Source organism: Leptospira kanakyensis, from assembly GCF_004769235.1.
In the GTDB taxonomy this organism is placed as follows: domain Bacteria; phylum Spirochaetota; class Leptospiria; order Leptospirales; family Leptospiraceae; genus Leptospira_A; species Leptospira_A kanakyensis.
In genome coordinates, this window is sequence record NZ_RQFG01000005.1 from 44,633 (window position 1) to 67,186 (window position 22,554).

At 40.7% G+C, this 22,554-nt stretch carries 25 protein-coding genes; 8 read left to right on the forward strand and 17 right to left on the reverse strand.

From position 1 onward, the window contains the following. The first annotated feature begins 12 nt into the window (after nt 1–12). Genes EHQ16_RS00820 through EHQ16_RS00845 form a run of 6 tightly spaced genes read left to right on the forward strand, consistent with a single transcriptional unit; the run spans nt 13 to nt 7,712 of the window. Nucleotides 13–1,302 carry a citrate synthase gene (locus tag EHQ16_RS00820; RefSeq protein ID WP_135637227.1) on the forward strand — a complete coding sequence of 430 codons (1,290 nt, stop codon included), beginning with the start codon at nt 13–15 and terminating at the stop codon, nt 1,300–1,302. A gap of 54 nt (nt 1,303–1,356) precedes the next feature. Continuing rightward, nucleotides 1,357–3,288: a SpoIIE family protein phosphatase gene (locus EHQ16_RS00825; RefSeq protein WP_135637225.1), complete on the forward strand. Its 1,932-nt coding sequence runs from the start codon at nt 1,357–1,359 to the stop codon at nt 3,286–3,288. Then, entirely contained in the window at nt 3,285–4,118 is an 834-nt protein-coding gene (locus tag EHQ16_RS00830) for a class I SAM-dependent methyltransferase (protein WP_135637223.1), read from the forward strand. Before EHQ16_RS00825 ends, EHQ16_RS00830 begins: the two co-directional genes overlap by 4 nt. 25 nt (nt 4,119–4,143) lie before the next feature. Continuing rightward, nucleotides 4,144–4,977 (forward strand): TrmH family RNA methyltransferase, encoded by an 834-nt coding sequence (locus tag EHQ16_RS00835; RefSeq protein WP_135637221.1) that lies wholly within the window; start codon nt 4,144–4,146, stop codon nt 4,975–4,977. Beyond that, nucleotides 4,974–6,041: a glycosyl transferase gene (locus tag EHQ16_RS00840; protein WP_135637219.1), complete on the forward strand. Its 1,068-nt coding sequence runs from the start codon at nt 4,974–4,976 to the stop codon at nt 6,039–6,041. Before EHQ16_RS00835 ends, EHQ16_RS00840 begins: the two co-directional genes overlap by 4 nt. Then, nucleotides 6,042–7,712, forward strand: a complete 1,671-nt coding sequence (locus EHQ16_RS00845) for a DUF342 domain-containing protein (RefSeq protein ID WP_135637217.1) — start codon at nt 6,042–6,044, stop codon at nt 7,710–7,712. A gap of 15 nt (nt 7,713–7,727) precedes the next feature. On the opposite strand, the gene EHQ16_RS00850 is transcribed toward EHQ16_RS00845, so the two are convergent. From EHQ16_RS00850 to pyrB, 12 genes are all read right to left on the reverse strand, one after another. Further along, nucleotides 7,728–8,492 carry an LA_1326/LA_4305 family lipoprotein gene (locus EHQ16_RS00850; protein WP_135637215.1) on the reverse strand — a complete coding sequence of 255 codons (765 nt, stop codon included), beginning with the start codon at nt 8,490–8,492 and terminating at the stop codon, nt 7,728–7,730. Between the two features lie 5 nt (nt 8,493–8,497). Further along, complete coding sequence (locus tag EHQ16_RS00855) at nt 8,498–8,794, reverse strand: STAS domain-containing protein (protein ID WP_004785957.1); 297 nt, start codon at nt 8,792–8,794, stop codon at nt 8,498–8,500. Between the two features lie 117 nt (nt 8,795–8,911). Next, nucleotides 8,912–9,100 (reverse strand): hypothetical protein, encoded by a 189-nt coding sequence (locus EHQ16_RS00860; RefSeq protein ID WP_004785346.1) that lies wholly within the window; start codon nt 9,098–9,100, stop codon nt 8,912–8,914. Next, nucleotides 9,097–9,891: a pentapeptide repeat-containing protein gene (locus tag EHQ16_RS00865; protein WP_135637213.1), complete on the reverse strand. Its 795-nt coding sequence runs from the start codon at nt 9,889–9,891 to the stop codon at nt 9,097–9,099. Before EHQ16_RS00865 ends, EHQ16_RS00860 begins: the two co-directional genes overlap by 4 nt. A gap of 47 nt (nt 9,892–9,938) precedes the next feature. Further along, nucleotides 9,939–10,139 (reverse strand): 50S ribosomal protein L31, encoded by a 201-nt coding sequence (gene rpmE, locus EHQ16_RS00870; protein ID WP_004787613.1) that lies wholly within the window; start codon nt 10,137–10,139, stop codon nt 9,939–9,941. 10 nt (nt 10,140–10,149) lie between these two features. Further along, nucleotides 10,150–11,553 (reverse strand): transcription termination factor Rho, encoded by a 1,404-nt coding sequence (gene rho / locus EHQ16_RS00875; RefSeq protein WP_135587090.1) that lies wholly within the window; start codon nt 11,551–11,553, stop codon nt 10,150–10,152. 142 nt (nt 11,554–11,695) lie between these two features. Next, complete coding sequence (locus tag EHQ16_RS00880) at nt 11,696–12,859, reverse strand: helix-turn-helix domain-containing protein (protein ID WP_135637211.1); 1,164 nt, start codon at nt 12,857–12,859, stop codon at nt 11,696–11,698. 46 nt (nt 12,860–12,905) lie between these two features. Then, a complete protein-coding gene (locus EHQ16_RS00885; RefSeq protein ID WP_135637209.1) occupies nt 12,906–13,544 on the reverse strand; it encodes a hypothetical protein in 639 nt (212 codons plus the stop codon). Between the two features lies 1 nt (nt 13,545). Next, a complete protein-coding gene (locus EHQ16_RS00890; protein ID WP_135637208.1) occupies nt 13,546–14,538 on the reverse strand; it encodes an adhesin OmpL37 family surface protein in 993 nt (330 codons plus the stop codon). A 53-nt stretch (nt 14,539–14,591) separates the two neighbouring features. Continuing rightward, entirely contained in the window at nt 14,592–15,818 is a 1,227-nt protein-coding gene (locus tag EHQ16_RS00895; protein ID WP_135637205.1) for an LL-diaminopimelate aminotransferase, read from the reverse strand. Further along, nucleotides 15,802–16,170, reverse strand: coding sequence for a DUF2203 domain-containing protein (locus EHQ16_RS00900; RefSeq protein ID WP_135637203.1), 369 nt, complete (start codon nt 16,168–16,170; stop codon nt 15,802–15,804). The genes EHQ16_RS00895 and EHQ16_RS00900 overlap by 17 nt, the downstream gene beginning before the upstream one ends. Then, on the reverse strand, nt 16,163–17,095 hold the full coding sequence (gene pyrB, locus EHQ16_RS00905; protein ID WP_135637201.1) for an aspartate carbamoyltransferase: 933 nt from the start codon (nt 17,093–17,095) through the stop codon (nt 16,163–16,165). The genes EHQ16_RS00900 and pyrB overlap by 8 nt, the downstream gene beginning before the upstream one ends. 66 nt (nt 17,096–17,161) lie before the next feature. Between pyrB and EHQ16_RS00910 the strand changes: the two genes are divergently transcribed. Then, the gene (locus EHQ16_RS00910; RefSeq protein WP_135637199.1) at nt 17,162–17,575 is read left to right on the forward strand and encodes an acyl-CoA thioesterase; all 414 of its coding nucleotides are present in this window, start codon (nt 17,162–17,164) and stop codon (nt 17,573–17,575) included. Here EHQ16_RS00910 and EHQ16_RS00915 read toward each other — a convergent pair. The 5 genes from EHQ16_RS00915 to EHQ16_RS00935 form a co-directional block, all read right to left on the reverse strand. Beyond that, nucleotides 17,559–18,155 carry a UbiX family flavin prenyltransferase gene (locus EHQ16_RS00915; RefSeq protein WP_135637197.1) on the reverse strand — a complete coding sequence of 199 codons (597 nt, stop codon included), beginning with the start codon at nt 18,153–18,155 and terminating at the stop codon, nt 17,559–17,561. The genes EHQ16_RS00910 and EHQ16_RS00915 overlap by 17 nt on opposite strands. After that, entirely contained in the window at nt 18,152–19,063 is a 912-nt protein-coding gene (locus EHQ16_RS00920) for a UbiA-like polyprenyltransferase (protein ID WP_135637195.1), read from the reverse strand. Before EHQ16_RS00920 ends, EHQ16_RS00915 begins: the two co-directional genes overlap by 4 nt. Nucleotides 19,064–19,865: 802 nt before the next feature. Beyond that, a complete protein-coding gene (nth, locus tag EHQ16_RS00925; protein ID WP_135637193.1) occupies nt 19,866–20,507 on the reverse strand; it encodes an endonuclease III in 642 nt (213 codons plus the stop codon). Between the two features lie 22 nt (nt 20,508–20,529). Continuing rightward, entirely contained in the window at nt 20,530–20,814 is a 285-nt protein-coding gene (rpmB, locus tag EHQ16_RS00930) for a 50S ribosomal protein L28 (RefSeq protein WP_100742302.1), read from the reverse strand. 18 nt (nt 20,815–20,832) lie between these two features. Then, nucleotides 20,833–21,597, reverse strand: coding sequence for an LOG family protein (locus tag EHQ16_RS00935; protein ID WP_135637190.1), 765 nt, complete (start codon nt 21,595–21,597; stop codon nt 20,833–20,835). Between the two features lie 34 nt (nt 21,598–21,631). On the opposite strand from EHQ16_RS00935, the gene EHQ16_RS00940 reads away from it, so the two are divergent. Further along, a complete protein-coding gene (locus EHQ16_RS00940; RefSeq protein WP_135637188.1) occupies nt 21,632–22,480 on the forward strand; it encodes a hypothetical protein in 849 nt (282 codons plus the stop codon). Nucleotides 22,481–22,554 lie beyond the last annotated feature (74 nt).

Sequence of the window (22,554 nt, forward strand, 5' to 3'; positions counted from 1 at the left end):
ACAGGAGAAGATATGTCCGAAAAGGCAATTCTGAAAGTGGATGGAAAAGAGTTCGAACTTCCGATTTTAGTGGGAAGTGAAGACGAGAAGGCAATTGATATTACTAAACTCCGCCAATTGTCCGGTTATGTTACGATTGATTCCGGTTATTTAAATACAGGTGCTTGCACCAGTGATATTACCTTTCTCGATGGAGAAAAAGGAATCCTCCGTTACCGCGGAATTCCTATTGATGATTTGGCCGCTAAGTCTACCTTCACTGAAGTAGCTTATTTACTCATCTACGGCAAACTTCCAAACGACGCACAACTCAAAGAGTGGAATACATCCATCACCAATCACACAATGATCCATGAGGATCTCAAACGATTGTTCAACGGTTTTCCAAAAGACGGACACCCGATGGCGATCATGTCTTGTATGATGGGATGTTTGTCTACATACTACCAAGATAGTTATGATCCAATGAATGAGGAACACAGAGAAATCTCCATCATTCGTTTGCTTGCAAAGTTCCCAACAATTGCAGCTTATGCTTATAAAAAATCAATCGGACAACCGATCATTCATCCACTCAACGAATTGGACTATGCATCCAATTTTATGAATATGATGTTTGCGGTTCCTGCAGAAGACTATCATATCGATCCAGAAATTGTTTCTGCATTAAACTTACTTCTCATCCTTCACGCAGACCATGAACAAAACTGTTCTACATCTACTGTGCGTTTGGTGGGATCTTCCCTTGCAAACTTGTATGGTGCGATTTCAGCGGGAATCCTTGCTCTTTGGGGACCTCGTCACGGTGGTGCCAACCAAGAAGTATTGGAAATGTTGGAAGGAATTAAAAAAAGCGGACTCTCGGTTAAAAAAATCGTAGAACAAGCCAAAGACAAAAACTCCAGTTTCCGATTGAATGGATTTGGTCACCGAGTTTACAAAAACTTTGACCCTCGTGCTAAAATCATCAAAGTTGCTTGTGATAAAGTTCTAAACAAACTTGGGATCAAAGATCCACTTCTTGACATTGCGAAAGAATTGGAAGAAGCAGCACTCAATGATCCTTACTTTGTAGAAAGAAAACTCTATCCAAACGTAGACTTCTACTCAGGAATCATCTACCGTGCTCTTGGAATTCCTACCAATATGTTTACAGTGATGTTTGCTATGGGAAGACTTCCAGGTTGGATTGCGCAGTGGAAAGAGATGATTGAAGATCCTAGTTTAAAAATTGGCCGACCTCGCCAAATTTACACTGGTCCACAAGAGATCTCTTACGAAGCAGCAAAAAAACAAGCTTAAGAAGCTCTTAAACGAAATAAGGACAGGGGCACTTTCCCCTGTCCAAAACTACAATTGAAAAAGACAAACCCAACCAAAATCCTCTTCTTCATTTTACTCTCGGCCTTCCTTTTTACAAACCCACTTCTATCTGAAACACAAAACGACATTGGGGAAAGGATCATCCACACCAATAAGTTTACTTACTGGATTGATCCCACCTCTTCTGTACCATTAGGTTCCGTTTTAAAAACAGGAGAATTTTCAAAAATCACAACTGACTTTGTAAACTTTGGATTTTTAGAAGGAACTCTTTGGTTGAAACTAGACCCAAAAGATTTTCCCGACCCAGCAAAATACCCCCTACTTCTCATTCAGGCACATAACATTGATTCCGTGGAATTATTCCACAAACACGATGGAAATACTTACATCGTATCTAAGTCAGGCCATATCCAACCCGTATTTCAAAGAGAGATCCCCCATAGAAATTTTGTATTTCGCATTGGTCATGAAAGAGAAACCATCCTCATTGCCATTCGGTCTGAAATTTCCTTACAGTTTGCTTTAGTTTTTACCAACCAAAGAAACCTCCAAAGAGAAGATTATATCACGCAGTGGATTTATGGACTATTTTTTGGAAGCCTTGGAATCATCATCTTATACAACCTCGCCATTGCATTCTTTGTCAGAGATAGAAACTATTTTTATTATATAGGATATGTTTTGTTTTTTGGCCTTGGCCAACTTTCGTTACTTGGATTCTGGGGATATTTTTTTGTTCCTGAGTCTTATTTTTGGAAACGGATCGGCATTCCTGTTTTTTTTAGTCTCTGCCTTTTTTTCTTTGTTCTTTTTACTTCTAATTTTTTAAAACTAAAAGTGCGAGTCCCTAAAATTGCTCGGTTCTACCAAGTGTTAGGATTTTTCTCACTGCTCAATGCCATGATTGCCTTGTTTGGTGGGATATCTAAAGCATCCATTGGTGTCAGTTGGTTGTCCGTTTTTATTTGTCTCAGTTTGCTTGGGGTTTTGATTTGGGGAGTTTACAAACGAATCCGATCCTTTTATTATTTTGGTTTTGCTTTTGTTTTATTACTCTTAACTTGTATTGTTTATGGATTACTCAAATTTGCAATCCTTCCTTCCAATCCATTTTTAGAAGAGATGTTATTTCCGATTGCTTCCCTTGCCGACATCACTCTATTTGCATTTGCCTTGGCAGATCGAATCCAACTCCTCCGCCAAGAAAAAGACATTGCCCTTGCCCAAGTCACAAGTCTCCGCAAAGAAAGAAAAATTTCTCGGGACATTCTCATGCAGTCTCTTCCGAAAACAATTCCTGATGTAAAGAACTTACAAATGCAAATTTATATCCAACCGATGAAGGATGTCGGAGGAGACTTCTACGAATACTTTTCACCAAACCCTTATGAGTTAGGAATTGTACTTTGTGATGTTTCGGGACATGGAATTCCGGCTTCACTGATTTCTGCTATGGGTAAGGTTGCTTTTACCACCCAAAAAGACAATATCTCCTCCCCCAAACAAGTTTTAGAAGGCATGAATCGCGTGTTATATGGGAACTGCAATCCGCAATATGTAACCGCTTCTTATGTATATCTGAATACATCCACAAAGGTATGGCGATTTGGAAGGGCAGGCCACCCGAGTGCTTACCTCCAAAGGGTGGGTGGTGAGATCATCAAAGTGCATCCCAAGGGGAAAATCATTGGAGTTTTTCCAGAAATCCAAATTGAAGAAATTACCTACAAGGTGGAACCCAAGGATCGAATTCTCATCTTAAGTGACGGGGTTTTGGAATCTTTTAATCCAGAAGGGGAAATGTATGGAGAAGCAGGACTTCTAGAATTTTTAAAAGCAAACCGCGAAATACCAAATCATCTTTTTAAAGTCAAACTCATCCAAGATTTAGAGTCATTTTCTAAAACAGAAATAAAAGACTGGGACGACGACCTAACCTTTATTTTTCTGGAATTGGTATGACAAAAAGTTACGAACTCCTGGATTCAGGTGACCTATCCAAATTAGAAATCGTTGGTGGTTACAAACTCCTACGTTCTTCCCCTACTTCTGCTTACGGAAAGGCGACTCCGGAAATTTGGAACGACCTTCATGCACAGTATGTTAAAAATGATTCCGGTGCGGGGCATTGGAATTTTCAAAAAAAAGTGCCAGAAAGTTTTACCATCGAGTTTTCAAATCTAACATTCAAAATCAAACTCACACCCTTTGGTCATATTGGTCTTTTCCCAGAACAAGAAACCAATTGGGATCGCATCCGAGAGATTGGTAAAAAGAAACAAGGCCTCGAAGTTTTAAACCTATTTGCTTATTCGGGAGGGTCTACCCTCGCCTGTCTCGACGCAGGGATGAGTGTTTGCCATGTCGATGCCTCCAAAGGGATGGTGGACTGGGCTCGGGAAAACGCAAAACTATCAGGACTCGATTCCAAACCCGTCCGATGGATTGTGGATGATGTCATGAAGTTCATTCGTCGAGAAATCAAACGCGGAAAAAAATACCAAGGCCTCATCCTGGATCCACCAAGTTTTGGCCGCGGTTCCAAAGGAGAGGTTTGGAAAATTGAAGAGAACTTAAGTGAGCTAATGGATGCTCTTATGGAACTCTCTGATTCCAAACCAGAATTTGTCATCCTCAGTTGCCATAGCCAAGGTTTTAGTCCTTTAACCTTAGAAAGGATTCTTTCTTCACGAATCAAAACCAAAGGTGTCTACCAAACCTCCGAGTTATTCATCCCGGAAAAATCAGGAAAAAAATATCCTGCTGGATTTTGTACTTTCTTCTCCAAATAAATTAGGCAAAACTTAAAAGAGCGGTATGCCAAATAGAAGACAATACATCACCAGTTTTTCCAATCCCAAGGTCAAATGGGTGGCTGGACTCAAAGAAAAAAGAAACCGTGATGAAGAAAAAAAATTCTTCATCGAAGGTTACCGCGAAATTAAAAAAGCAATCACAAGCAATTCGAACTCACCTATCCCTTGTTTGCCTGTAAACATAACAAGTCTCTTCATTTCCCCAGAATGTTTTTTAGGAGAAAATGAAGAGGCCCTCATAAACTCAGTTAAATGTCCTATCTTTGAACTTCCTCGTAAAATTTTTGAAAAAATTTCGTATAGGGATCGGCCTGATGGCCTTATCGCTGTGGCAGAAACTCCCGATGCCCATGTTCCTTGGGACAAAATCAAATCAATCGATACCAATCCCATCCTCATCATTGAAGGAGTGGAAAAACCGGGAAATCTTGGAACCATCCTCCGAACCGCAGAAGGTGCGGGTGTTGGCCTTGTGATTGTCACCGATCCAAGAATTGATCTTTTTAATCCCAATGTCGTTCGTGCAAGCACTGGAACTATTTTTACTTTGCCTGTTTATATCGGAGACTTAAAAGAAGTCCTTACAAAATTCCAATCCAAAGGGTACAAACGTTATGCGGTCACTCCTGAAGGAAAAACCCTGTATACTTCCATCAATATGAAAGAAAAGTCCGTATTTCTTTTTGGAAGTGAACAGTATGGTTTGAGTGATGATGCCAAACAACTTTCTGATGACACACTGCATTTGCCTATGCTCGGAGAGGCCGATTCACTGAACTTGGCCATGTCTTGCGGAATCGTTTTGTATGAATCCATCAGACAAAGAAACAAATGAAGTTATATTTTTATATTTCAGGCCATGGATTTGGTCATATCAGCCGTTCCGGAAATATCATAAAACGTCTCCTCAAAGAAGAGTTCATTGAAGAAATCCACTTAGTCAGCCCGAGAATTTCATTTTTAGATTTCACCCATCCTAAATTAAAAACTCGGAACCTAAAACTGGATGTAGGAGTTTCACAAAAAGACTCACTCTCCATTGATTTACAAACCACCAAAGAAGAACTCATCGACTTTGAAAAAAAGAAAACTACACTTTTAAAAGAAGAAACAGAATATTGCAAAAAAAACAAAATAGGTTTAATCCTAACCGATAGTTCTTCTTTTCCCATTACCATTGCATTAGAAACAGGAATTCCCAGTGTGTTTATTGGAAATTTTACTTGGGATTTTATTTATAAAAATTATTCAAAAGATGATTCTTATTTTGGTGTTCTCAGCGAACAACTGGAAGTAGAATACGGATTTGCGACAGAGGCCCTTGTTTTACCTTTTTCTTGTCCTATGCCACCCTTCCTAGAACAAACTAACATTGGTCTTGTGGGAAGAAAACCAACTCTCTCGAAACTACAAGCCAGACAAAAGTTTGGTTTGAAAGACGATACCACTTATATCCTTTTATCCTTCGGAGCCTATGGTCTGGAAGGGACAAAACTACAAACAGAAAATCTACCCAAGTCCATCCAACTCGTGGCCTATGGAGTCCCAGGAATCCAAAGAGAAGGAATTTTAGTTCCTGAAGTCAGTCATTATCCAGATCTAGTGGCAGCAGTCGATTATGTATGCACGAAACCAGGATACGGAATTCTAGCAGAATGTTATTATGCTAAAACTCCGATTCTTTATACGGATCGTGGCGATTTTAGCGAATACATCCATTTGGTAAGTGCACTCGATTTATACTTTCGCTCTGCTTATATTGACCTTTCTCGAATAATTTCTTGTCAATTTGCAGAAGTGCTGACTCTAATTAATACCATCGACTCCATGACTCCGAAGTTAGAACTAAAAACTGACGGTGAGGAAGATGTCGTTTCTCACTTATTAGAATACAATTAAATGCCTGGCCCCGACTCTTATACCGATAGAATCCTTCAAGATTTAGAAGCCTCAGAAAACGGTTATTTCCAAATCGAAAACTCTGGCGGCAAAGCTGTCTTAAAAATCACAAAACCGGGGGCCAAAGGCAAAAAAGTCGATTACAAGGATGTCCTGGCAAGGGTGCAACTTTTTGGAGTCGAAGGTTATAACCAAGACCAAATCAAAAAAGCCGTGGCCCTAGCCGAAAACAAACCAGTGGAAATTGGAACTTGGTCAAAGGGTGATCCCATCAGTTCTTATGCGGACATCACCATTTCTGAAGATCATATGGAAGCAAAAATGATTCTTCACCCACCCAAACATGGTGGAGATCTTCTCACCGAATACCAGTTACGTGAACAAATTGCTTCTGTCGGAATTTCCGTCGGGATCATTGATGTGGTCATCCAAAACCAAATCAAAAATCCAAACTTTTTTGTTCCTTACACCATTGCGAAAGGATTTCCACCTGTCCCAGGTAAAGATGGACAAATCAAAATCTACTTCCGTTCGGACAACAAACCACAACTGGAAGAAGATGAACATGGCCGGATTGATTATAAAAACATTGCAGTCATCCAATCCGTAAAACCCGGCGACCTCATCGCAGAAAGAATTCCCCCTAAAAAAGGCGAATTTGGAAAAACTGTGAATGGGACCATCATCCCCTACCAAGAAGAAAAATCCGTGGATTGGCATCTTGGCCCCAATGTAGAACTAAAAGAGGACAAACTGTACGCCAAAATTGCGGGCCGTCCTGTTTTGTCTGCTGCTTGGGAAATCAAAGTCGATGAAGTGATCCAATTAGAAGCAGTTGATTATTCTACAGGAAATATTGATTTTCCAGGAACCATCATCGTGGAAGAAAAAATTGGGGATGGGTTTTCTCTTACCACAAATGGAAGTATCATCATTCGCAATTCCGTGGGGAAAGCCTTTCTCAAAGCCAAAGGTGACATTGTTTTATCCGGTGGGTTTATGGGACGTGGGGAAGGATATATCGAATCCGAAGGAAATATCTACGCCAAGTTTGTGGAGCAAGGAAAACTCACAGCCCAGGGAAGTATCTTTGTAGAAGAAGCAGTGATGCATTCCGAAATCTCAGCAAAAGATTTTATCCGTGTGATGGGAGGGCGAGGAGAGGTCATGGGAGGAACTGTCATTGCTGGAAACTCTCTCACCTGTGCCAAACTGGGTGCCGTGGTAGAAACCAAAACCAAAGTTGCGATCGGAACACCACCTGAGTTACTCGATGAACTCAACCGAATGAAAAAGGAAATTGCAGAAAAAGAAATCACCCTACACAAAGTCCAACTTGCACTCACGAAACTAGTAGAAAAAAGCCAAAAAAAAGAACTCACCCAAGAAGAAAAAGATACGATCACCAAACTCAAAGATGCGAACGAGAAGTTTACGAAAGTTTTAGAAACAGAATCCAAACAGTTTGAAACCGCACTTGGTTCTTATGAACCAAACCCAGATGCCTTTGTAGATATAGAAAGAGAAGTATTCCCCGGTGTGGATTTGAGTTTTGGAGCTGGGAAAAATTACCGGATGGGAATCAATTCGCTCGTGGGAAAAACACGTTTTTATTTAGGGACAGACGGAAGCATCCAAACCGACCGAACGGTCATCAGAAAAGAAGACTAAACGAAGATTGATAAATCAATCTCCGTTGATAATACCCTCTTCATCATCACGAGAAATTCTTTTTTCTGGTTTGAGATCCGCATCTACAGAATTGGTAACTTCAGGAATTGTAGTTTTCTTTCGTTTTTCAAATTTCAACTTTGCCAAGTCAGCCTTATCAAAAACTAACCAATGTTTGTTACGAAATCCAGAAACCTTTTTAAAAGAAAATCCAGGGCTTTGTAAAATGTATGTGGACTGCGGGAAATGTTCAAAAGGAATGTCGGGAATATTTGACCAGTCATAATAGTTCCCTTGTTCATCATAAGTGACTTCTTTTTGGAGTTCTCCAAACAAAATCTCAATGGAAGTTTCCGAAGACCAAATATAAAATCCTGTTCTCGCATAATGAGAAACGACTGAACGAACTGGATTGTATTTTGAAATCACGAGTAAAATTTGATCAGATTTTAATTTTTGTAAACCATCCACGAGATCTAAAGCAAATTCTTTAATTTCCTTTTCTTCGAATACGTATTGGTTTACATCACCATAGGAACTTTCTTCTCGGAAACGAATGTTACCAAGTAGATCCAAAACTTTGTCTTCTGTAATTTCCACCGGGTGGGCAAACACCTTTGGAACTGACGATTCAGATTTCAGATTGATTTTGTCACGGTTCACAGTATAAATTGCGAACTCATTACTACGAAAGAGTAAAGACCTGGACTTAACACCCGTGGCGCATGAGTTTAAAGTGATAGATAAGATAAGAAGAGAGAGAATTCGGTAGAGTTTCATTACGCTTATGCCTCTAGAGTTTTTTGAAACTCTGGAAATTTAGAAAGGTATTCATCTAAAGTCAAAATAGAAAGGATATGGTTGAGTCCAGAAAGTCGAAACACGGAGTTTAGGTTTTTATTCAGGTTGGTGACAAAGATTTCGACCCCTCGATTGTGTAGGGCAGATGAAGCCTTGATGACGGCTCCAATCCCGCTGGAGTCCAAAAACTTCACAGAATGAAAATCCATCGTCAATTTTCCGAAATTCTGACTATCGATCGCCTTCTCGAATTCTTGGTAAAATTCTCTCGAGTTTTCCATCAGGACATCTCTTTGGATCGATAGAAGCAGGTGATTTTCCTGACGGTGGCTTAGAATCAACATAGTTGGATTAACAATACGTTACGATTCTCTAGATTTGTGTCAAGAAAATCGGCTTTAAGAAAGCGGGGCCAAATCCGTTAGATTCATCTCTAAATCGTGCGGGTATCCTTCTTTATCATTATAAACAACAATGGCTTTCTCGGATTGGATTTCTTTGATTTCCACTGTAGAACCAGTAAAAATAAAAATACCTTTGTTTAAGAATGTTGGTTTAATGAGTTTTGCCTTATCGCCTGGCTTCATTCCCCATCCTCTTTTTTCAGATAGAGATCCTTACCTGCTTTTTTCATAACATCGAAGATATACATTTGGCTATGATCCACTCGGGTTCCAATGTCATAAATGGCGTCAGTAAAGTCGGCACCTTCAATTTTGGCAGATGCCAGTTTGGCAAAACGTAAGTCAGCACCTCGGAAATTTGCATTCCTAAGATCGGCACCGTTAAAAAATGATGCCTTGAGGTTGGCACCTTGGAAGTTAGCTCCCACAAAACTAGAATTCTGAAGGAAGGCGTTGTGAAGGTCGGCACCAGAAAAATCTACACCATCCAACTTTTCTTTTTCTAACATAACACTGGATAACTTAGCTTCCCGAAGGTGGCCCTGGTTGTGAAGAAGTTCCATGGTTTGCGATTTTGTGATTCGGTTTTCTTTGGGAACACCTTGTCCGGATTCATAATCTTCGACTGCTTTTTTGAGTGCAGCCACCGCAGATTCCGGGTAGTTTTTTCTTCTTTCTGGAAATTCGAAAAGAGTTTCTAAGGTTTCGGGTGTGAGGTTTCTCAAATCGTTTAGAGATTTGCCTTTTGCATACTCGGTTGCCATAGCAAGAGCGACAATTCCAAACCCACATCCTGTTGTGGTATAACTTGCGTCTTCCACAACTTGCATGTCGTTTAACTTTAAGTAGATGCGATATCCGTCCCCGCAACCCGTGTTGCGGTAATAGGAGACGACGGTGGCATCGTCCATCTCACGGTAATTCATCCTTTGGTCGTTGATTTCTTTGTAGCGAGCAAAGTCCATTACTGCCATGAGTTTTTCCCCCGTTATAAGTTAGACGGATCTGAGGCCTTGGCCTCTTACTTCATTTTGTATTTTTTCTTGAACTTGTCTACTCGGCCCGTTGTATCCACTAGTTTGGATTTTCCGGTAAAGAAAGGGTGGCAGTTGGAACAAATTTCCACACTGATGTCCCCGGCAGTGGATCTAGTTTCGATCACAGTACCACAAGCGCATTTGATTTTTGCAGAAACGTATTTTGGATGTATGTCAGTTTTCATGGTGGCCCTTCTAATTTGTATTCATGCTGGCGAGGAACTGGTCGTTCGTCTTTGCGCCACGCATTTTTTCGATCAATAGTTCCATACTTTCGGTGATACTCATGGGAGAAAGTACTTTTCGGAGGATAAAGACTCGAGTGAGGGTATCTTGCGGTAGCAGGAGTTCCTCTTTTCTTGTTCCGGAACGGTTGATGTCAATGGCAGGAAAAATTCGTTTGTCAGCGAGTTTTCTATCCAAATGGATTTCCATATTTCCCGTTCCCTTAAATTCCTCAAAAATCACCTCGTCCATTCGGGAACCAGTGTCAATGAGGGCAGTGGCGATGATGGTGAGTGACCCACCCTCTTCAATATTCCTTGCGGCACCAAAGAAACGTTTTGGTTTGTGAAGGGCATTGGAATCCACACCACCGGAAAGGATCTTTCCTGAAGTGGGAACCACTTGGTTATAAGCACGGGCAAGTCTTGTGATGGAGTCGAGAAGGATGACCACATCCTTTCCATGTTCCACAAGTCGTTTTGCTTTTTCGATCACCATCTCTGCCACTTGGACGTGACGTTGTGCTGGTTCATCAAAAGTAGAACTCACCACTTCTCCTTTTACATGGCGAGCCATGTCGGTTACTTCTTCCGGACGTTCATCGATGAGTAAAACGATAAGAAAAATTTCAGGGTGGTTTCTTGTAATCGCGTTGGCAATGGATTGCATAAGAACTGTTTTACCAGTTCTTGGAGGGGCAACGATGAGTGCTCTTTGTCCCTTTCCAATAGGACACATAAGATCAATGACCCTTGTGTCCAAATGGCTTGGATCAAATTCCATATTGATTCTTTCGTCTGGATAGAGAGGTGTTAGGTTATCAAATAAATTTCTTTTTTGAGCGACTTCTACTGGGAATCCGTTGATGGATTCCACACGTAACATAGCAAAAAATCTTTCTGCTTCTTTCGGTGGTCTGATGAGTCCGGTTACAGTATCACCTGTACGAAGCCCAAACAATTTAATTTGTGATGGAGAAACATAAATATCATCTGGACCTGGCACATAATTGTAGTCAGGTGAACGAAGGAAACCATAACCATCAGGAAGTCTTTCCATAACTCCTGCTGCATGCACTTGTCCGTCTTTTTCGGTTTGTGCTTGGAGGAGAGCAAACATCAAGTTTTGTTTCTTGAGGCCGTGAGTGTTTTCAACCCCTAAACCCTTCGCAAGGTCAGCCAGTTCGTTGATGTTTTTTTTCTTGAGTTCTACTAAATCGAGTGGAGGAGGAACGGGACCTTCGTATCGGTTCTTTTTCTTCTTAAACTGTTTTGGGGGTTCGGAACCATCTTCTTGGTCCATGATGCCGTTTGTATATTCAGTTGGTTCTTCGGGAGGATTAACTTGGATTTCTTCTTGTTTGCGTGATGCCATAGATTGTTCTACATTGATTTGTTAGAGTATTTGATTAAATTTGGGAAACCATTTGTGCAAGTTAAGTATGCAAGTGAAACAGCGAAGTGCGGAGGTGTTTTCTCAAACGGTAATGAAAAAATTGTTTTTCTGAGTGTTTTCGTCAACGTCTTTTTTTCGACTTTTTCCCTGCTTGCCTTGGTTTTGGACTCTGTTTCTTTCCTTTAGTGGTCGGTTTCGAAGATTTCACTGGTTTCTGAACAGTTTTGGCCTTCTTTAAGGGCGATGAATTCTTTTTGGATGCGACTTTTTTTGGTTTCTCTTCTGGTTTTTCAGACCGTTTTCGGGGAATTACCGTTTTGACCTTACCCTCGTTTTGGAAACGTTCCGAGAGTTTTAAAAAACGAATCCGGTTTTGTAGGGTGGTTCTTGGTACACCAAGTTCAGTAGCTGTATGCGAAATATTATTGGAATTTCTTTTTAGCGACTTATGGATGTAATGTGCTTCCATTTCTTCCAAGACAGATTCCAAAGGGAGTTTGGAACGGAAAGCGTCACCTAAATTTGGAAACTCCAAATCTCCATCCCCCGAAGGATGGGCAAAGGAGGAAGGTGAAAAATGATATAAAAATCCAAATACCTTTTTTTCTTTTTTCAAAGTCACAATGCGAAGTGTGACTTTCAGTTCCGTAATGTTGGTATACAGAACACTCGTATCAGCATCCTTTCCCAAACTCAAATCATGATCTTTTAAGTAGGTAGCGAGTACTTCGCGATTTAGATTGTGAAGGTATTTTTCGGCCAACTGCAATGAGTCACGAAACAATGGTTTTGTGAGAATATGATTTTCAAAGCTTTCATTATAAAAGATGGTAGAGCCATTCACATCTGTCGCAAGAAGCCCATCCGGGAAATGAGAAAGGATGAGTTCCATAAACCACTGCACAGAGTCCGCATTTTCTTTCTTCTTTTCTAATTTGGATTCGATTTCTTCGAGTTTAGGATCACGTCCTTGCGAAGAGTCAAGGCGAGTGAAGGAAGCAAGGAACCTAGGTTTGTCCCAATTGTCTTTTTTTTCGCCGTCGAGTCCGATGACAGGGATCTGGGTGGATTCTTTAAAATATAATAATAGGTTTTCGTGAAGTTCGGTTTCTAAAATTTCCAGAGGAATTTGTTCTAGGTCTTCTCTTTCTCTTCCCAAATCAGACAACTCGCGGTGGACACGATCTTTGGAAAGTAGACCCAGTAACTCACCCTCTTCCGAAATCACAGGAAGATGGGTAGCCTTTGTCAGCAAAAAATGACGATAAAGTGATTCAAACTTCACTAAGCAGTCATTCTTTCGAATTTGTTATCAGTGAAAATCGAAATTTTTAGTTTTCTTGAATCGAGGTTTGCTTTTGTTTGTGGAGGCTCATCCAAATGGGTTGCACCCAAACATTGTCAGCAGTTTGGAATTCTTCGGGGATCTCTGCTTTTTGCGATCGTAAAGACATAAGACTGTAAACTAGCGAACGTTTGTATGTATGGAGAGAGAGTTGGTAGTTCCCAGACAAAAAGTATTCTTTTGCATGGTCTTTTTCACTTTTTGCCATCACTAGATACCTTTGGATTTTTTCCTTTGTATCCCACTCCAATGTGCGAGTGCCTGTCTTGTCTTCCCCTTCGAGAAGGATCCATTGTCCCATGGCTTTTTGGTAGAGCCCATTTGCTGATTCTTCCATAGGAAAACAAAGTTTTCTTTGAGTGACAAGAAGATCCCCTTCGGCAAGGGAAAGAGTTTTTTCGATTTCCACGCGGTTTCCTGCGCGGTAAGTTTCTTCTACTTGGGTGCGAATGGATTCAACTGAAGTTTTTCCCGTTTCCGGTTCCAACTTCAATTGTTCTTTGATGTCGAGGACTAATGTTATTTTTCCATCTAATTGTTTTTTACGTTCTCTATAGGACATTGTGGTTTTTGCCACAAGCGCTAAACTAAAACTTAAGATGATAACACTAACAATCCACTTCATATTATTTTTTCTTTTCTTCTGGATAGATGGCCTTTCCGTTTTCATCAAACTTAGGAGTTGGAGGAACTGACTCACGTCTCGCACCTTCCGTCTCTTTGATTTGTGCATTGGCTTCCAAAAGTAAATCTAACTTTTTAGAAGTAATGAAACCATAATTATCATCGTGTTGTTCTAAAAGATCTAAAGGTTTTGCATCAGGATTTCCTGGAGGGACCACCGTTCTTTCCATACGTTTGTTTTCTACGAAGTTGATGATGGTATCTCTCACCTTTTCGTAGTTACGTTGTTTTTCTTCGTTACGAGCATCTTTTAGATCTTCGTTGGATCGGTATTGGTATTCTGGTTTGTCCTCGTCTGGAGTTTTGCTATAAATCATCGCAAGGATGGCAAAACGTTTCGCACGACGTAGAGTCAGAATCCCCTCTTTATAAAGAGTGAGTTTGTATCGGTATTGGTGTGGGCTGGAATTAAGACCTGTTGTGTAAAGGTCTTCCGAAGAACGAAGGTCACGAAAACCAAGACGTAACAATGCTTTGGCATTATTGTCATTGGAACGAATGATGGTAGGTGCTGCCGCTTCTAGAAGTGCTCTTGCATCTTCGATATACTTTTGAAGAACGATTTCAAAAATATTTTTTAGTTCCCCTTGGGCTTGGCGGAGTTGGCGAAATCCATACACATAGTTACTTTGCAAGTACCACATGTTTCCACTAAAGTCAGATTGGTTGGCTGCTTTTAGAAGTTTGAAATAATCAAAATCCAAATTCTTTTTGGAAGGATCCGCAGCGGGAGTTTCAGCTCCAGGTTGCGCAGAACTTTGAGTTTCTTCTTGCGAAGGAGCCAAATTACTCAGAGCAACATTGATAAAATTTAAGTTTTCTTTGTTTTCAAAGATTAAAATCCCCAGATTCGTCTGTTCTGGTGATACTGCACTGATATGTGAGATATGACCCACTACCATTGCAAAAAAGAGGATGAATTTCCATTTTCCCATAGCTCTACCTTGTTTTTATATATCGGAGCTACGGGAAAAACCAGGACTAAATTTTACATTTTTTGGATTCGTTCTATCGCAGAAATCACATCTTCCCGCTTTCCAAAGGCAGAAAGTCGGAAATATCCCTCTCCGGCAGGCCCAAATCCCGATCCGGGAGTTCCGACCACTTGTGCTTTCCCCAAAAGTTCGTCAAAAAATTCCCAGGATTTCAGTCCTCTCGGAGTTTTTAACCAAATGTAAGGAGCGTTCGTTCCGCCAAAAACAGTGTATCCAGCAGTTGCCAAACCTTCGCGAATGAGTTTTGCATTTTGCATATAGTAGGAAATTTGTTCTTTGATCTCCACTTGGCCCTGTGCGGAGAAAATTGCCTCAGCTCCTTTTTGTGTCACGTAAGACACTCCATTGAACTTGGTGGTGTGGCGACGGTTCCAAAGGGAATTAAAACTGATTTCTTCACCCGCTTTTGTTTTTCCTTTTAGATCTTTCGGAATCACAAGGTAGGCACAACGAGTTCCTGTAAATCCAGCTGTTTTGGAAAAGGATCTAAATTCCATAGCCACTTCTTTAGCACCAGGAATTTCATAAATGGATTTTGGAATTTCAGGATCTTGGATAAAGGATTCGTAAGCAGAATCATAAAGGATGATACTTCCGATTTTTTTTGCAAAGTTCACCCATTCCGTGAGACGAGCCTTCGTTGCCACCATTCCCGTTGGGTTATTCGGATAACAAAGATAAATGATATCAGGTTTTTCTTTTGGGAAGTCTGGTTCAAAATTGTTTTCTTCTGTGGCTGGCATATAAATGATATTTGCATACCTTCCATCAGACCCAACTTCTCCGGTGCGACCTGCCATTACGTTTGTATCCACGTAAACCGGATACACTGGATCCACTACGGCGATTTTACTATCTAAAGAAAAAATCTCTTGGATATTACCGCAGTCACATTTGGATCCATCAGAAACAAAGACTTCATCTTCTGCAATTTGGACACCACGCGCTGTATAATCATGTGCGATGATTTTTTGGATGAGAAAGGAATATCCTTGTTCTGGGCCGTATCCATGGAACCCACCAGCACTTCCCATTTCTTTGGCAGCATCAACCATCGCATTCACAATTGTAGGTGCGAGTGGTAAAGTGACATCACCAATTCCAAGACGAATGATTTTAGCACTTTGGTTGGCATCGGAATAAACTTTTACCCTTCTTCCGATTTCAGGAAATAAGTATCCTGCTTTCAATTTTAAATAGTTTTCATTTATCTGAGTCATTTTCTTCTTTATTTTCCTCTATGAGTTTTCTCGATCTAAATCCTTCAAAATAACCATGTTCGTATAACACGTCTTCTTCGCCCCAAGTCCAACAGTAAAAACCGTTGCCATTATCAAAATCAACAAGCCACAAACCTTTCACGTCGATCTGCATTGCCAAAATTTCATTAGTCCAATGTTTTACGATTTCACCAATTTCTTCTTCCTTGGCTTCTAAAACATTTTCTGGCAATAGTTTGTTCCTTACATCATCAGCAAGAACACTAGCTCTTAAATAGTATTCTCTTGTGATGTCTCGCACTAAAGGAAGGACGTCTCGGGCTTCCGCTAGTGTCCAAATCTTTTTAGTCAAAATTCACTCCGAGACTGAGGCAAAGTAAAACCATTCTTACCACCACACCATACTTCGCCTGACGAAAGTAAGCTGCGTTAGGAAGATCATCTACATCTGTGGAAAGTTCATTCACACGTGGGAGTGGATGGAGAATGGTTGTGTCCTTTTTGGAAGCAAGGACCAGTTCTTTATTCACTTTATAAATATCTTTTAGTTTTTCGTATTCTCTGTGATCGGGAAATCTTTCTTCTTGGATCCTTGTGACATAGGCAACATCCGCATCCCAAAATGCTTTGATGTCAGTGGTTTCTTCCCAAGTCATAGGAAAACCATCTAAGTTTTTTTTGTATTTTTCAGGAAGTTTCAGTTCTTCAGGACTAATGAGATATAAGTGAACTGGATAATGTCTTAAAAGATTGATTAGGGAATGGATGGTCCTTCCGTATTTCAGATCCCCGATAAAAGCGATGTTCAGACCATCAATCTTTCCTTTTTCTGAAAAGATCGTGTATAAATCCAGAAGGGCTTGGGTAGGATGTTGGCCTGCACCATCACCTGCATTGATCACAGGAATGTTGACAGCCCCGGCTGCTATCCGAGAAGAACCTTCTACTGGATGGCGGATGACTGCTATGTCCACATAGGCTTCAATCATCTTCATGGTATCATAAAGAGTTTCTCCCTTCGAGATCGAAGAGAACTGAAATCCCACTGTGGAAATCAACCTTCCACCTAACCTTTCCATGGCCGCTTCGAAGGACATTCGTGTGCGTGTGCTTGCTTCAAAAAATAAAGAGGCAAGGAGTTTTCCATTCAGAATTCCAAATGCTTCCCCCGATTCATGGAGGACACTCATACGGTTTGTTTTTTCGATTAAGAAATTTAGGTCTTCTTTGGAAAATTGGAGGGTGTCTAAGATGTTTTTGTGGGAGTAAGAGTACATAGTTCGGAAATCTTTTCTCTAGGGTTTTTGGTATCGAATAAATCGAAAACATATTTTTTGGTATTTATGGTCGATACTATCCAGAACAAACTCCGCGATATGGAACTGGTCACCCAACACCTGGTCCAACCAGACGATTTGAACTACCATAACAATCTTTTTGGGGGAAAAATGCTCTCCTGGATCGATGAAGGGATGGCAATGTATGTGATGAATAAAATTCGTTATACCAATATTGTCACCATGAGTATGGACAATGTGGTATTTCGTTCCCCCGCTCGGGCGGGAGACATCATCCAAATTTATGGAAAACTCGTAAAATATGGAAAATCCTCTGTCACCTCTCGCACTTTAGCCATCACCAACAACCCACAAACGGGAAAAATGTCGGCAGTGATCGAAAGTGACATCACCTACGTTTGTTTAGGTGAGAATGGAAAACCTACAGCTTACTTTCGGAATTTTAACCCAACCACTTAGGAAAAAGAGTTTGGTTCACACCAAGTAAATTAAATATCCTTCCTGCAATAAAATCACCCAAGTCATCTAATGTTTTTGGCATTTGGTAGAATCCAGGGGATGCGGGAAGGATGATGGCCCCTGCTTCGTCCAGAGCCAAAAGATTTTTAAGGTGGATGCGGTTGTAGGGAGTTTCTCTCGGAACCACAATGAGCCTTCTTCTTTCCTTCAAACTGACATCAGCGGCTCTTTCAATTAGATTTTCAGTAAGACCTGCCGACATGGAAGCTACAGTTTTCATACTACAAGGAATCACAACCATCCCATCCCAAGTGTTCGATCCACTGGCAATATCAGATCCTATATCAAAAAAATTACGAACATGAAACTTGTGTTTGGATTTTGTTTTCCACTTAGTTTCGACAAAAGATAGAATCTCTTCTGCCGACTCCACCTTTGTTTCATACTCTTCGGAAAAGATACGTAAAGCCGCAGGACTAACCGTAATATAAGTCTCACCTTCTAATTCGTAAAGAGCACGAAGGAACCGGGCCGCATAAATACTACCGCTGGCACCGGCAAGACCGACAACTAGTTTCATCGAAAACTAATTCCAGAAGAAATCTTTAATAAAAATTCGTTCCATTTATCAAAAAGAATCGCAAGGAATAAAACCACACTGATCCAAGAATTGATTTGGTAAAAAACCATTGGTAAGTCTTTCGATTTATATTGGTAAGAAATTTTATGTTCATATAAAACCAAAATTCCAATCACAGAAAGGATAAGGAAATACATGACCCCAAGGCCTGCACTGATCCCTGCAAAAATAAAAAACACAAAAGAAAGGATATGGAGAATCACTGCAATGGCCCGAGATTTGGTTTCTCCAAGACGAGACGGAATGCTATGAAGATTTTCTTTTGCGTCAAAGTCCATATCCTGGATGGCATATAACACATCAAAGGCGGCAATATGAAAGAGTAATCCTAAAGAAAATAAAATAGGAACTAAACTCACAGTTTCTGTGATGGCTATCCAAGCACCGAGTGGGGCAAGAGAGATGGCAAATCCCAAAACCAAATGACAAAAGAGAGTAAACCTTTTGGTCAGCGAATAAAGAAATAAAACAAAGAGAGCCGGGAAAGAAAGGAGGAAAGCCAGTTTGTTTACGAAGAAACTGGCAAAGATAAAAATAAAAGCAGAAAGACCGATAAAAAGCAGAGCCGAGAGTTTGGAAATTTTTCCAGACGGGATTTCTCTATTTTGAGTGCGTGGGTTTTTTTCATCAATCTCCGAATCCACATACCGGTTGAATCCCATGGCGGCACTGCGAGCACTCACCATACAAACAAGGATCAGGGCCCCAATCCGCAGTAAATCCCCTGTATCTAGGGTGGATTCTAAGTAGGCCAGGATGAAACTAATCCCAGCGAAGGGCAAAGCAAAGAGTGTGTGGGAAAATTTTACCATTTTAGCGTAGAGAATTAGGTTTTTAAAGAAGTTCATGGCATCCTTTCTGCCCTTAGTTTAGACAGTCGGAAGGTTTTTTGGTTCATTCTGATTCGATTTCTTCCGTTCTTAGAACCAAGGTCACAAATTATGAATATCCGTCTTTCTTTTCTTGGGCGATTCCCCGCATCCACTGTGACAATCGGGATTTTTCTCCTCACTACTGTAAATTTTTCTCATCCGAGTCTTGAGGATCGCCCCCTTCGGATTTTTTTCCATTGTGGGAAAGAACTCTTCACCAAAATGGATGAGGAAGGCCGCGGGGGTCTCAGTGCCCTCCTAGGTTTTGTCGAAAGAGAAAAAATGGATTTGGATTTAAAACGTGGGAAAGGTTACATGTTGTACCCTTTTACTCCAAAAGACAAACCCTTAGAATTTCCCTTTGATGGATTCACTCTCGGGAAACCGAGAGAAATGAACCATGGCCCCGTAAAACTTGGTTTAGGTTCCATCCAAGAACTCATCGATGTCAAAAATATTGAGGACTATGATGGTTGGATTGTTTATGTAGGTAGTGATGATGAAACCAAAATCCCTCTCCTTCCTTGGCAAAACCATCCCGAACTTCCCCTCTTCCTTCTTGTAGAAGGAAAACCGCAAGCCCGGTTTCGTTATCTTTCAAATGTCCATCAAATTGAATGCCCCAAAGACTACGGAAGGCTTGGCACTTTGAACTTATTCTTTCGCAAACGAAACTTAATTCGTTTGGATTATAAACTAGAATCCATTAACTTAACAGATCGCAACCGTTCTTGGAAACAAAGAAAGGAATCAGAAACGGAAGAAGGCCTAGAGAAACCTACTCCGAAAACGAAGGACATAGGGAAGAAAGAGGACAAGTCGAACAAAATGTCCGGCGGGCTTGGCAATTCTTACGACCGAGAAATATTAGGTACAGAGATAGGTTTCGGCAAATCTCCTTAGGTGTGATTTTCATCATCTCCCGTTCAATTTGTACGGGATCTGTTTTTTTGGTAAAACCCAATCGTTTGGTAAGACGTTTCACGTGGGTATCCACAACAAACCCTTCCACCACTCCATAAATTTCTGCAAGCACCACATTGGCCGTTTTTCTTCCAAACCCAGGGAGTTTGATGGCCTCTTCCATTGTTTTTGGAATTTCACCACCAAATTCGGAAAGAACCATTCGCGCAAAACCTTGGATGCTTTTGGCTTTGTTTTTATAAAATCCTGTGGAGAAGATTTTTTTCTCTATGGCTTGCAGAGGTGCACTCGCAAAGGATTCTAAAGTGGGAAAGGTACGAAAAAGTTCCGGTGTGACTTGGTTCACACGTTCATCCGTACACTGTGCACTTAAAATGACAGCGATGGCCAATTCATAAGGTTTTGTAAACGTGAGGGGGGTTTCTACGGCACCGAACTCCGCCTCTAGGAGACGGTAGACTTCGGTGATTTTTGGTGTTTTTCTGGATTGTTTCAATCCAAAAGAGCGCTTAAAAGATTTAAGCTGCTGGTTGTGCTTTTGGAGTGATCCCTACGTATTTTTTAGGAGTGATTGCAGTGATATCGCCGCCGTGGTCTTTAATTGCCACTTTCAAACCTTTTTTACGAAGAGTTCGCAAAGCACGTGTAGAAATCTTAACGCGAACCCAACGGTTCTCGTCTTCCAAAAAGATTTTCTTTGTGATCACATTCACCTTCCAGATACGGCGATTCTTTTTATGAGAATGGGATACGTTGTTCCCTGCCGTTGTTCCTTTTCCGGTTACTACACATGTTCTAGCCATAATTATTACCTTGTTTCGCTATGTTTTTGTACCCGTGGAATGGGTCAATTCGAAACGAATCTTTTCCTGAAAGAATCGAAGTGCCTCTTCTGGACTGTCTGCAAACCCAAATAAATCCAAATCTTCTTCTGAAATCAGACGCATCTCTGCGAGCTTTTTGAAATTGATCACTTGGGTCCAAAATTCCTTTCCATAGAGAAGGATGGGGATTTTCGATTTTTTTCCTGTCTGCACCAGGGTTAAGGTTTCAAAAAGTTCATCGAAGGTTCCAAACCCACCAGGAAAGGCAACCATCCCCCGGCAAGCCTTCATAAACCAAAGTTTTCTCATAAAGAAATAATGAAATTCGAAGGTAAGTTCTGGATCTACATAAGGATTCACATGTTGTTCATGGGGAAGGACGATATTGAGAGCCACCGACTTGGCCCCAGCTTCTCTGGCTCCCCGGTTTCCTGCTTCCATAATCCCAGGCCCGCCGCCAGTGCAAATATTAAGATTACGACCGGGCCGATCTGCTTTGATACTGGTAGCCCATTCCGAAATTAGTTTCGCAAAAGCCGTAGCTTCTTCATAATAATTGCTGAGTGCATCCAAAGCTGAAGGAGGGTTTGACTTCGGAGACTCCGGTGCAGGAATCCTTGCCGATCCGAACACTACAATGGTATCAGTGATTCCTTGGGATTGGAATTCTGATTTGGGGTGCAGGTATTCCGAAAGGATACGAACGGGACCGGCTTCATTTCCCCATAAAAAATTTTGGTTCTCAAACGCTAAATCAGTCATCTTGTTATCTTAGATCGACCGATTGGAATAAAAAATGCGGAAATTCCCAAAAACACTTCTTGTCTCTATTTCTTTAGAACATCTCCCTATGACAGAGACGGAACTCAAACAATTCTGTATTGAATGGGATGATTCTAGATTTCAAAATCTAAGACCGGCCATTGTTACCAGCTGGAAATCGGAACCTTTAGCAGTGGGACGATCTCGATTGGAATTAGAATTGTTGGTTCCTTTACGGTTTTGGAATGGCCTCTTCTTCTATTTTTTTCCAAATTGGTATTCCCAAAAAGAAAAATACAAACTAATCCACATTATACGGAACTATATTTTATTTAAAGAGGCAAAACAAAAGCCAAAAGGTTTCAAAGAACTTTGGATTGGTTTTTGGAATCGACCCATATCGATTGTTTGGTTGAATTTGGGATTTACAAAGCTCCGGATGGATTTGGATTTAGATTCAAAATTTTTACCGAACGCACACCCTCTTCATTACGAAGGTGAAAAAAAACTCTACTTTCGCACCGGATATTTAAAAAGTATCACCTACCGGTTGACGAAAAAAGAATTTAAAGCCCCTTACCCTAAGTTTGCAGAAATGTACATTCTAACAAGAGACAAACATTCTGACCAAAGTTTAGGAAAAACATATTATAGTTTTCTTGGGTATTTACTAGAAACTAAAGCCGACGAATACCTGTTATCCTATTTCGGACTAAATCCTATCTTACCAAAATCAACTAGAGACAAAATTCCGAATGAAATATGGGATTTGATTCATCCGCAGATTCAGTCCCAATGGTTGGAACCAAATCTTTTGGGAAATGAATTAGAATTTAGGACTGTCTACCAGGTTTCCACTTCTTCGCAGAATCATCTAAGATGATAAAACGAGAGTTTTTACCGATAACAACCTCATTGATTTTTTTATCTTGTAAAGCGCGATAAACAGAGGTTCTG

What these genes read in the sequence shown, in the direction of transcription:
- EHQ16_RS00845 (WP_135637217.1), top strand. Translation starts at nt 6,042, where the DNA reads ATGCCTGGCCCCGACTCTTATACCGATAGAATCCTTCAAGATTTAGAA.
- EHQ16_RS00915 (WP_135637197.1), bottom strand. Translation starts at nt 18,155, where the DNA reads ATGAAACTAGTTGTCGGTCTTGCCGGTGCCAGCGGTAGTATTTATGCG.
- EHQ16_RS00865 (WP_135637213.1), bottom strand. Translation starts at nt 9,891, where the DNA reads ATGGCAGTAATGGACTTTGCTCGCTACAAAGAAATCAACGACCAAAGG.
- EHQ16_RS00840 (WP_135637219.1), top strand. Translation starts at nt 4,974, where the DNA reads ATGAAGTTATATTTTTATATTTCAGGCCATGGATTTGGTCATATCAGC.
- rpmE (WP_004787613.1), bottom strand. Translation starts at nt 10,139, where the DNA reads ATGAAAACTGACATACATCCAAAATACGTTTCTGCAAAAATCAAATGC.
- EHQ16_RS00850 (WP_135637215.1), bottom strand. Translation starts at nt 8,492, where the DNA reads ATGAAACTCTACCGAATTCTCTCTCTTCTTATCTTATCTATCACTTTA.
- pyrB (WP_135637201.1), bottom strand. Translation starts at nt 17,095, where the DNA reads ATGTACTCTTACTCCCACAAAAACATCTTAGACACCCTCCAATTTTCC.
- EHQ16_RS00935 (WP_135637190.1), bottom strand. Translation starts at nt 21,597, where the DNA reads ATGACTGATTTAGCGTTTGAGAACCAAAATTTTTTATGGGGAAATGAA.
- EHQ16_RS00885 (WP_135637209.1), bottom strand. Translation starts at nt 13,544, where the DNA reads ATGAAGTGGATTGTTAGTGTTATCATCTTAAGTTTTAGTTTAGCGCTT.
- rho (WP_135587090.1), bottom strand. Translation starts at nt 11,553, where the DNA reads ATGGCATCACGCAAACAAGAAGAAATCCAAGTTAATCCTCCCGAAGAA.
- EHQ16_RS00940 (WP_135637188.1), top strand. Translation starts at nt 21,632, where the DNA reads ATGCGGAAATTCCCAAAAACACTTCTTGTCTCTATTTCTTTAGAACAT.
- EHQ16_RS00910 (WP_135637199.1), top strand. Translation starts at nt 17,162, where the DNA reads ATGGTCGATACTATCCAGAACAAACTCCGCGATATGGAACTGGTCACC.
- EHQ16_RS00855 (WP_004785957.1), bottom strand. Translation starts at nt 8,794, where the DNA reads ATGGAAAACTCGAGAGAATTTTACCAAGAATTCGAGAAGGCGATCGAT.
- EHQ16_RS00920 (WP_135637195.1), bottom strand. Translation starts at nt 19,063, where the DNA reads ATGAACTTCTTTAAAAACCTAATTCTCTACGCTAAAATGGTAAAATTT.
- EHQ16_RS00835 (WP_135637221.1), top strand. Translation starts at nt 4,144, where the DNA reads ATGCCAAATAGAAGACAATACATCACCAGTTTTTCCAATCCCAAGGTC.
- EHQ16_RS00860 (WP_004785346.1), bottom strand. Translation starts at nt 9,100, where the DNA reads ATGAAGCCAGGCGATAAGGCAAAACTCATTAAACCAACATTCTTAAAC.
- EHQ16_RS00895 (WP_135637205.1), bottom strand. Translation starts at nt 15,818, where the DNA reads ATGACTCAGATAAATGAAAACTATTTAAAATTGAAAGCAGGATACTTA.
- EHQ16_RS00820 (WP_135637227.1), top strand. Translation starts at nt 13, where the DNA reads ATGTCCGAAAAGGCAATTCTGAAAGTGGATGGAAAAGAGTTCGAACTT.
- EHQ16_RS00890 (WP_135637208.1), bottom strand. Translation starts at nt 14,538, where the DNA reads ATGGGAAAATGGAAATTCATCCTCTTTTTTGCAATGGTAGTGGGTCAT.
- EHQ16_RS00830 (WP_135637223.1), top strand. Translation starts at nt 3,285, where the DNA reads ATGACAAAAAGTTACGAACTCCTGGATTCAGGTGACCTATCCAAATTA.
- rpmB (WP_100742302.1), bottom strand. Translation starts at nt 20,814, where the DNA reads ATGGCTAGAACATGTGTAGTAACCGGAAAAGGAACAACGGCAGGGAAC.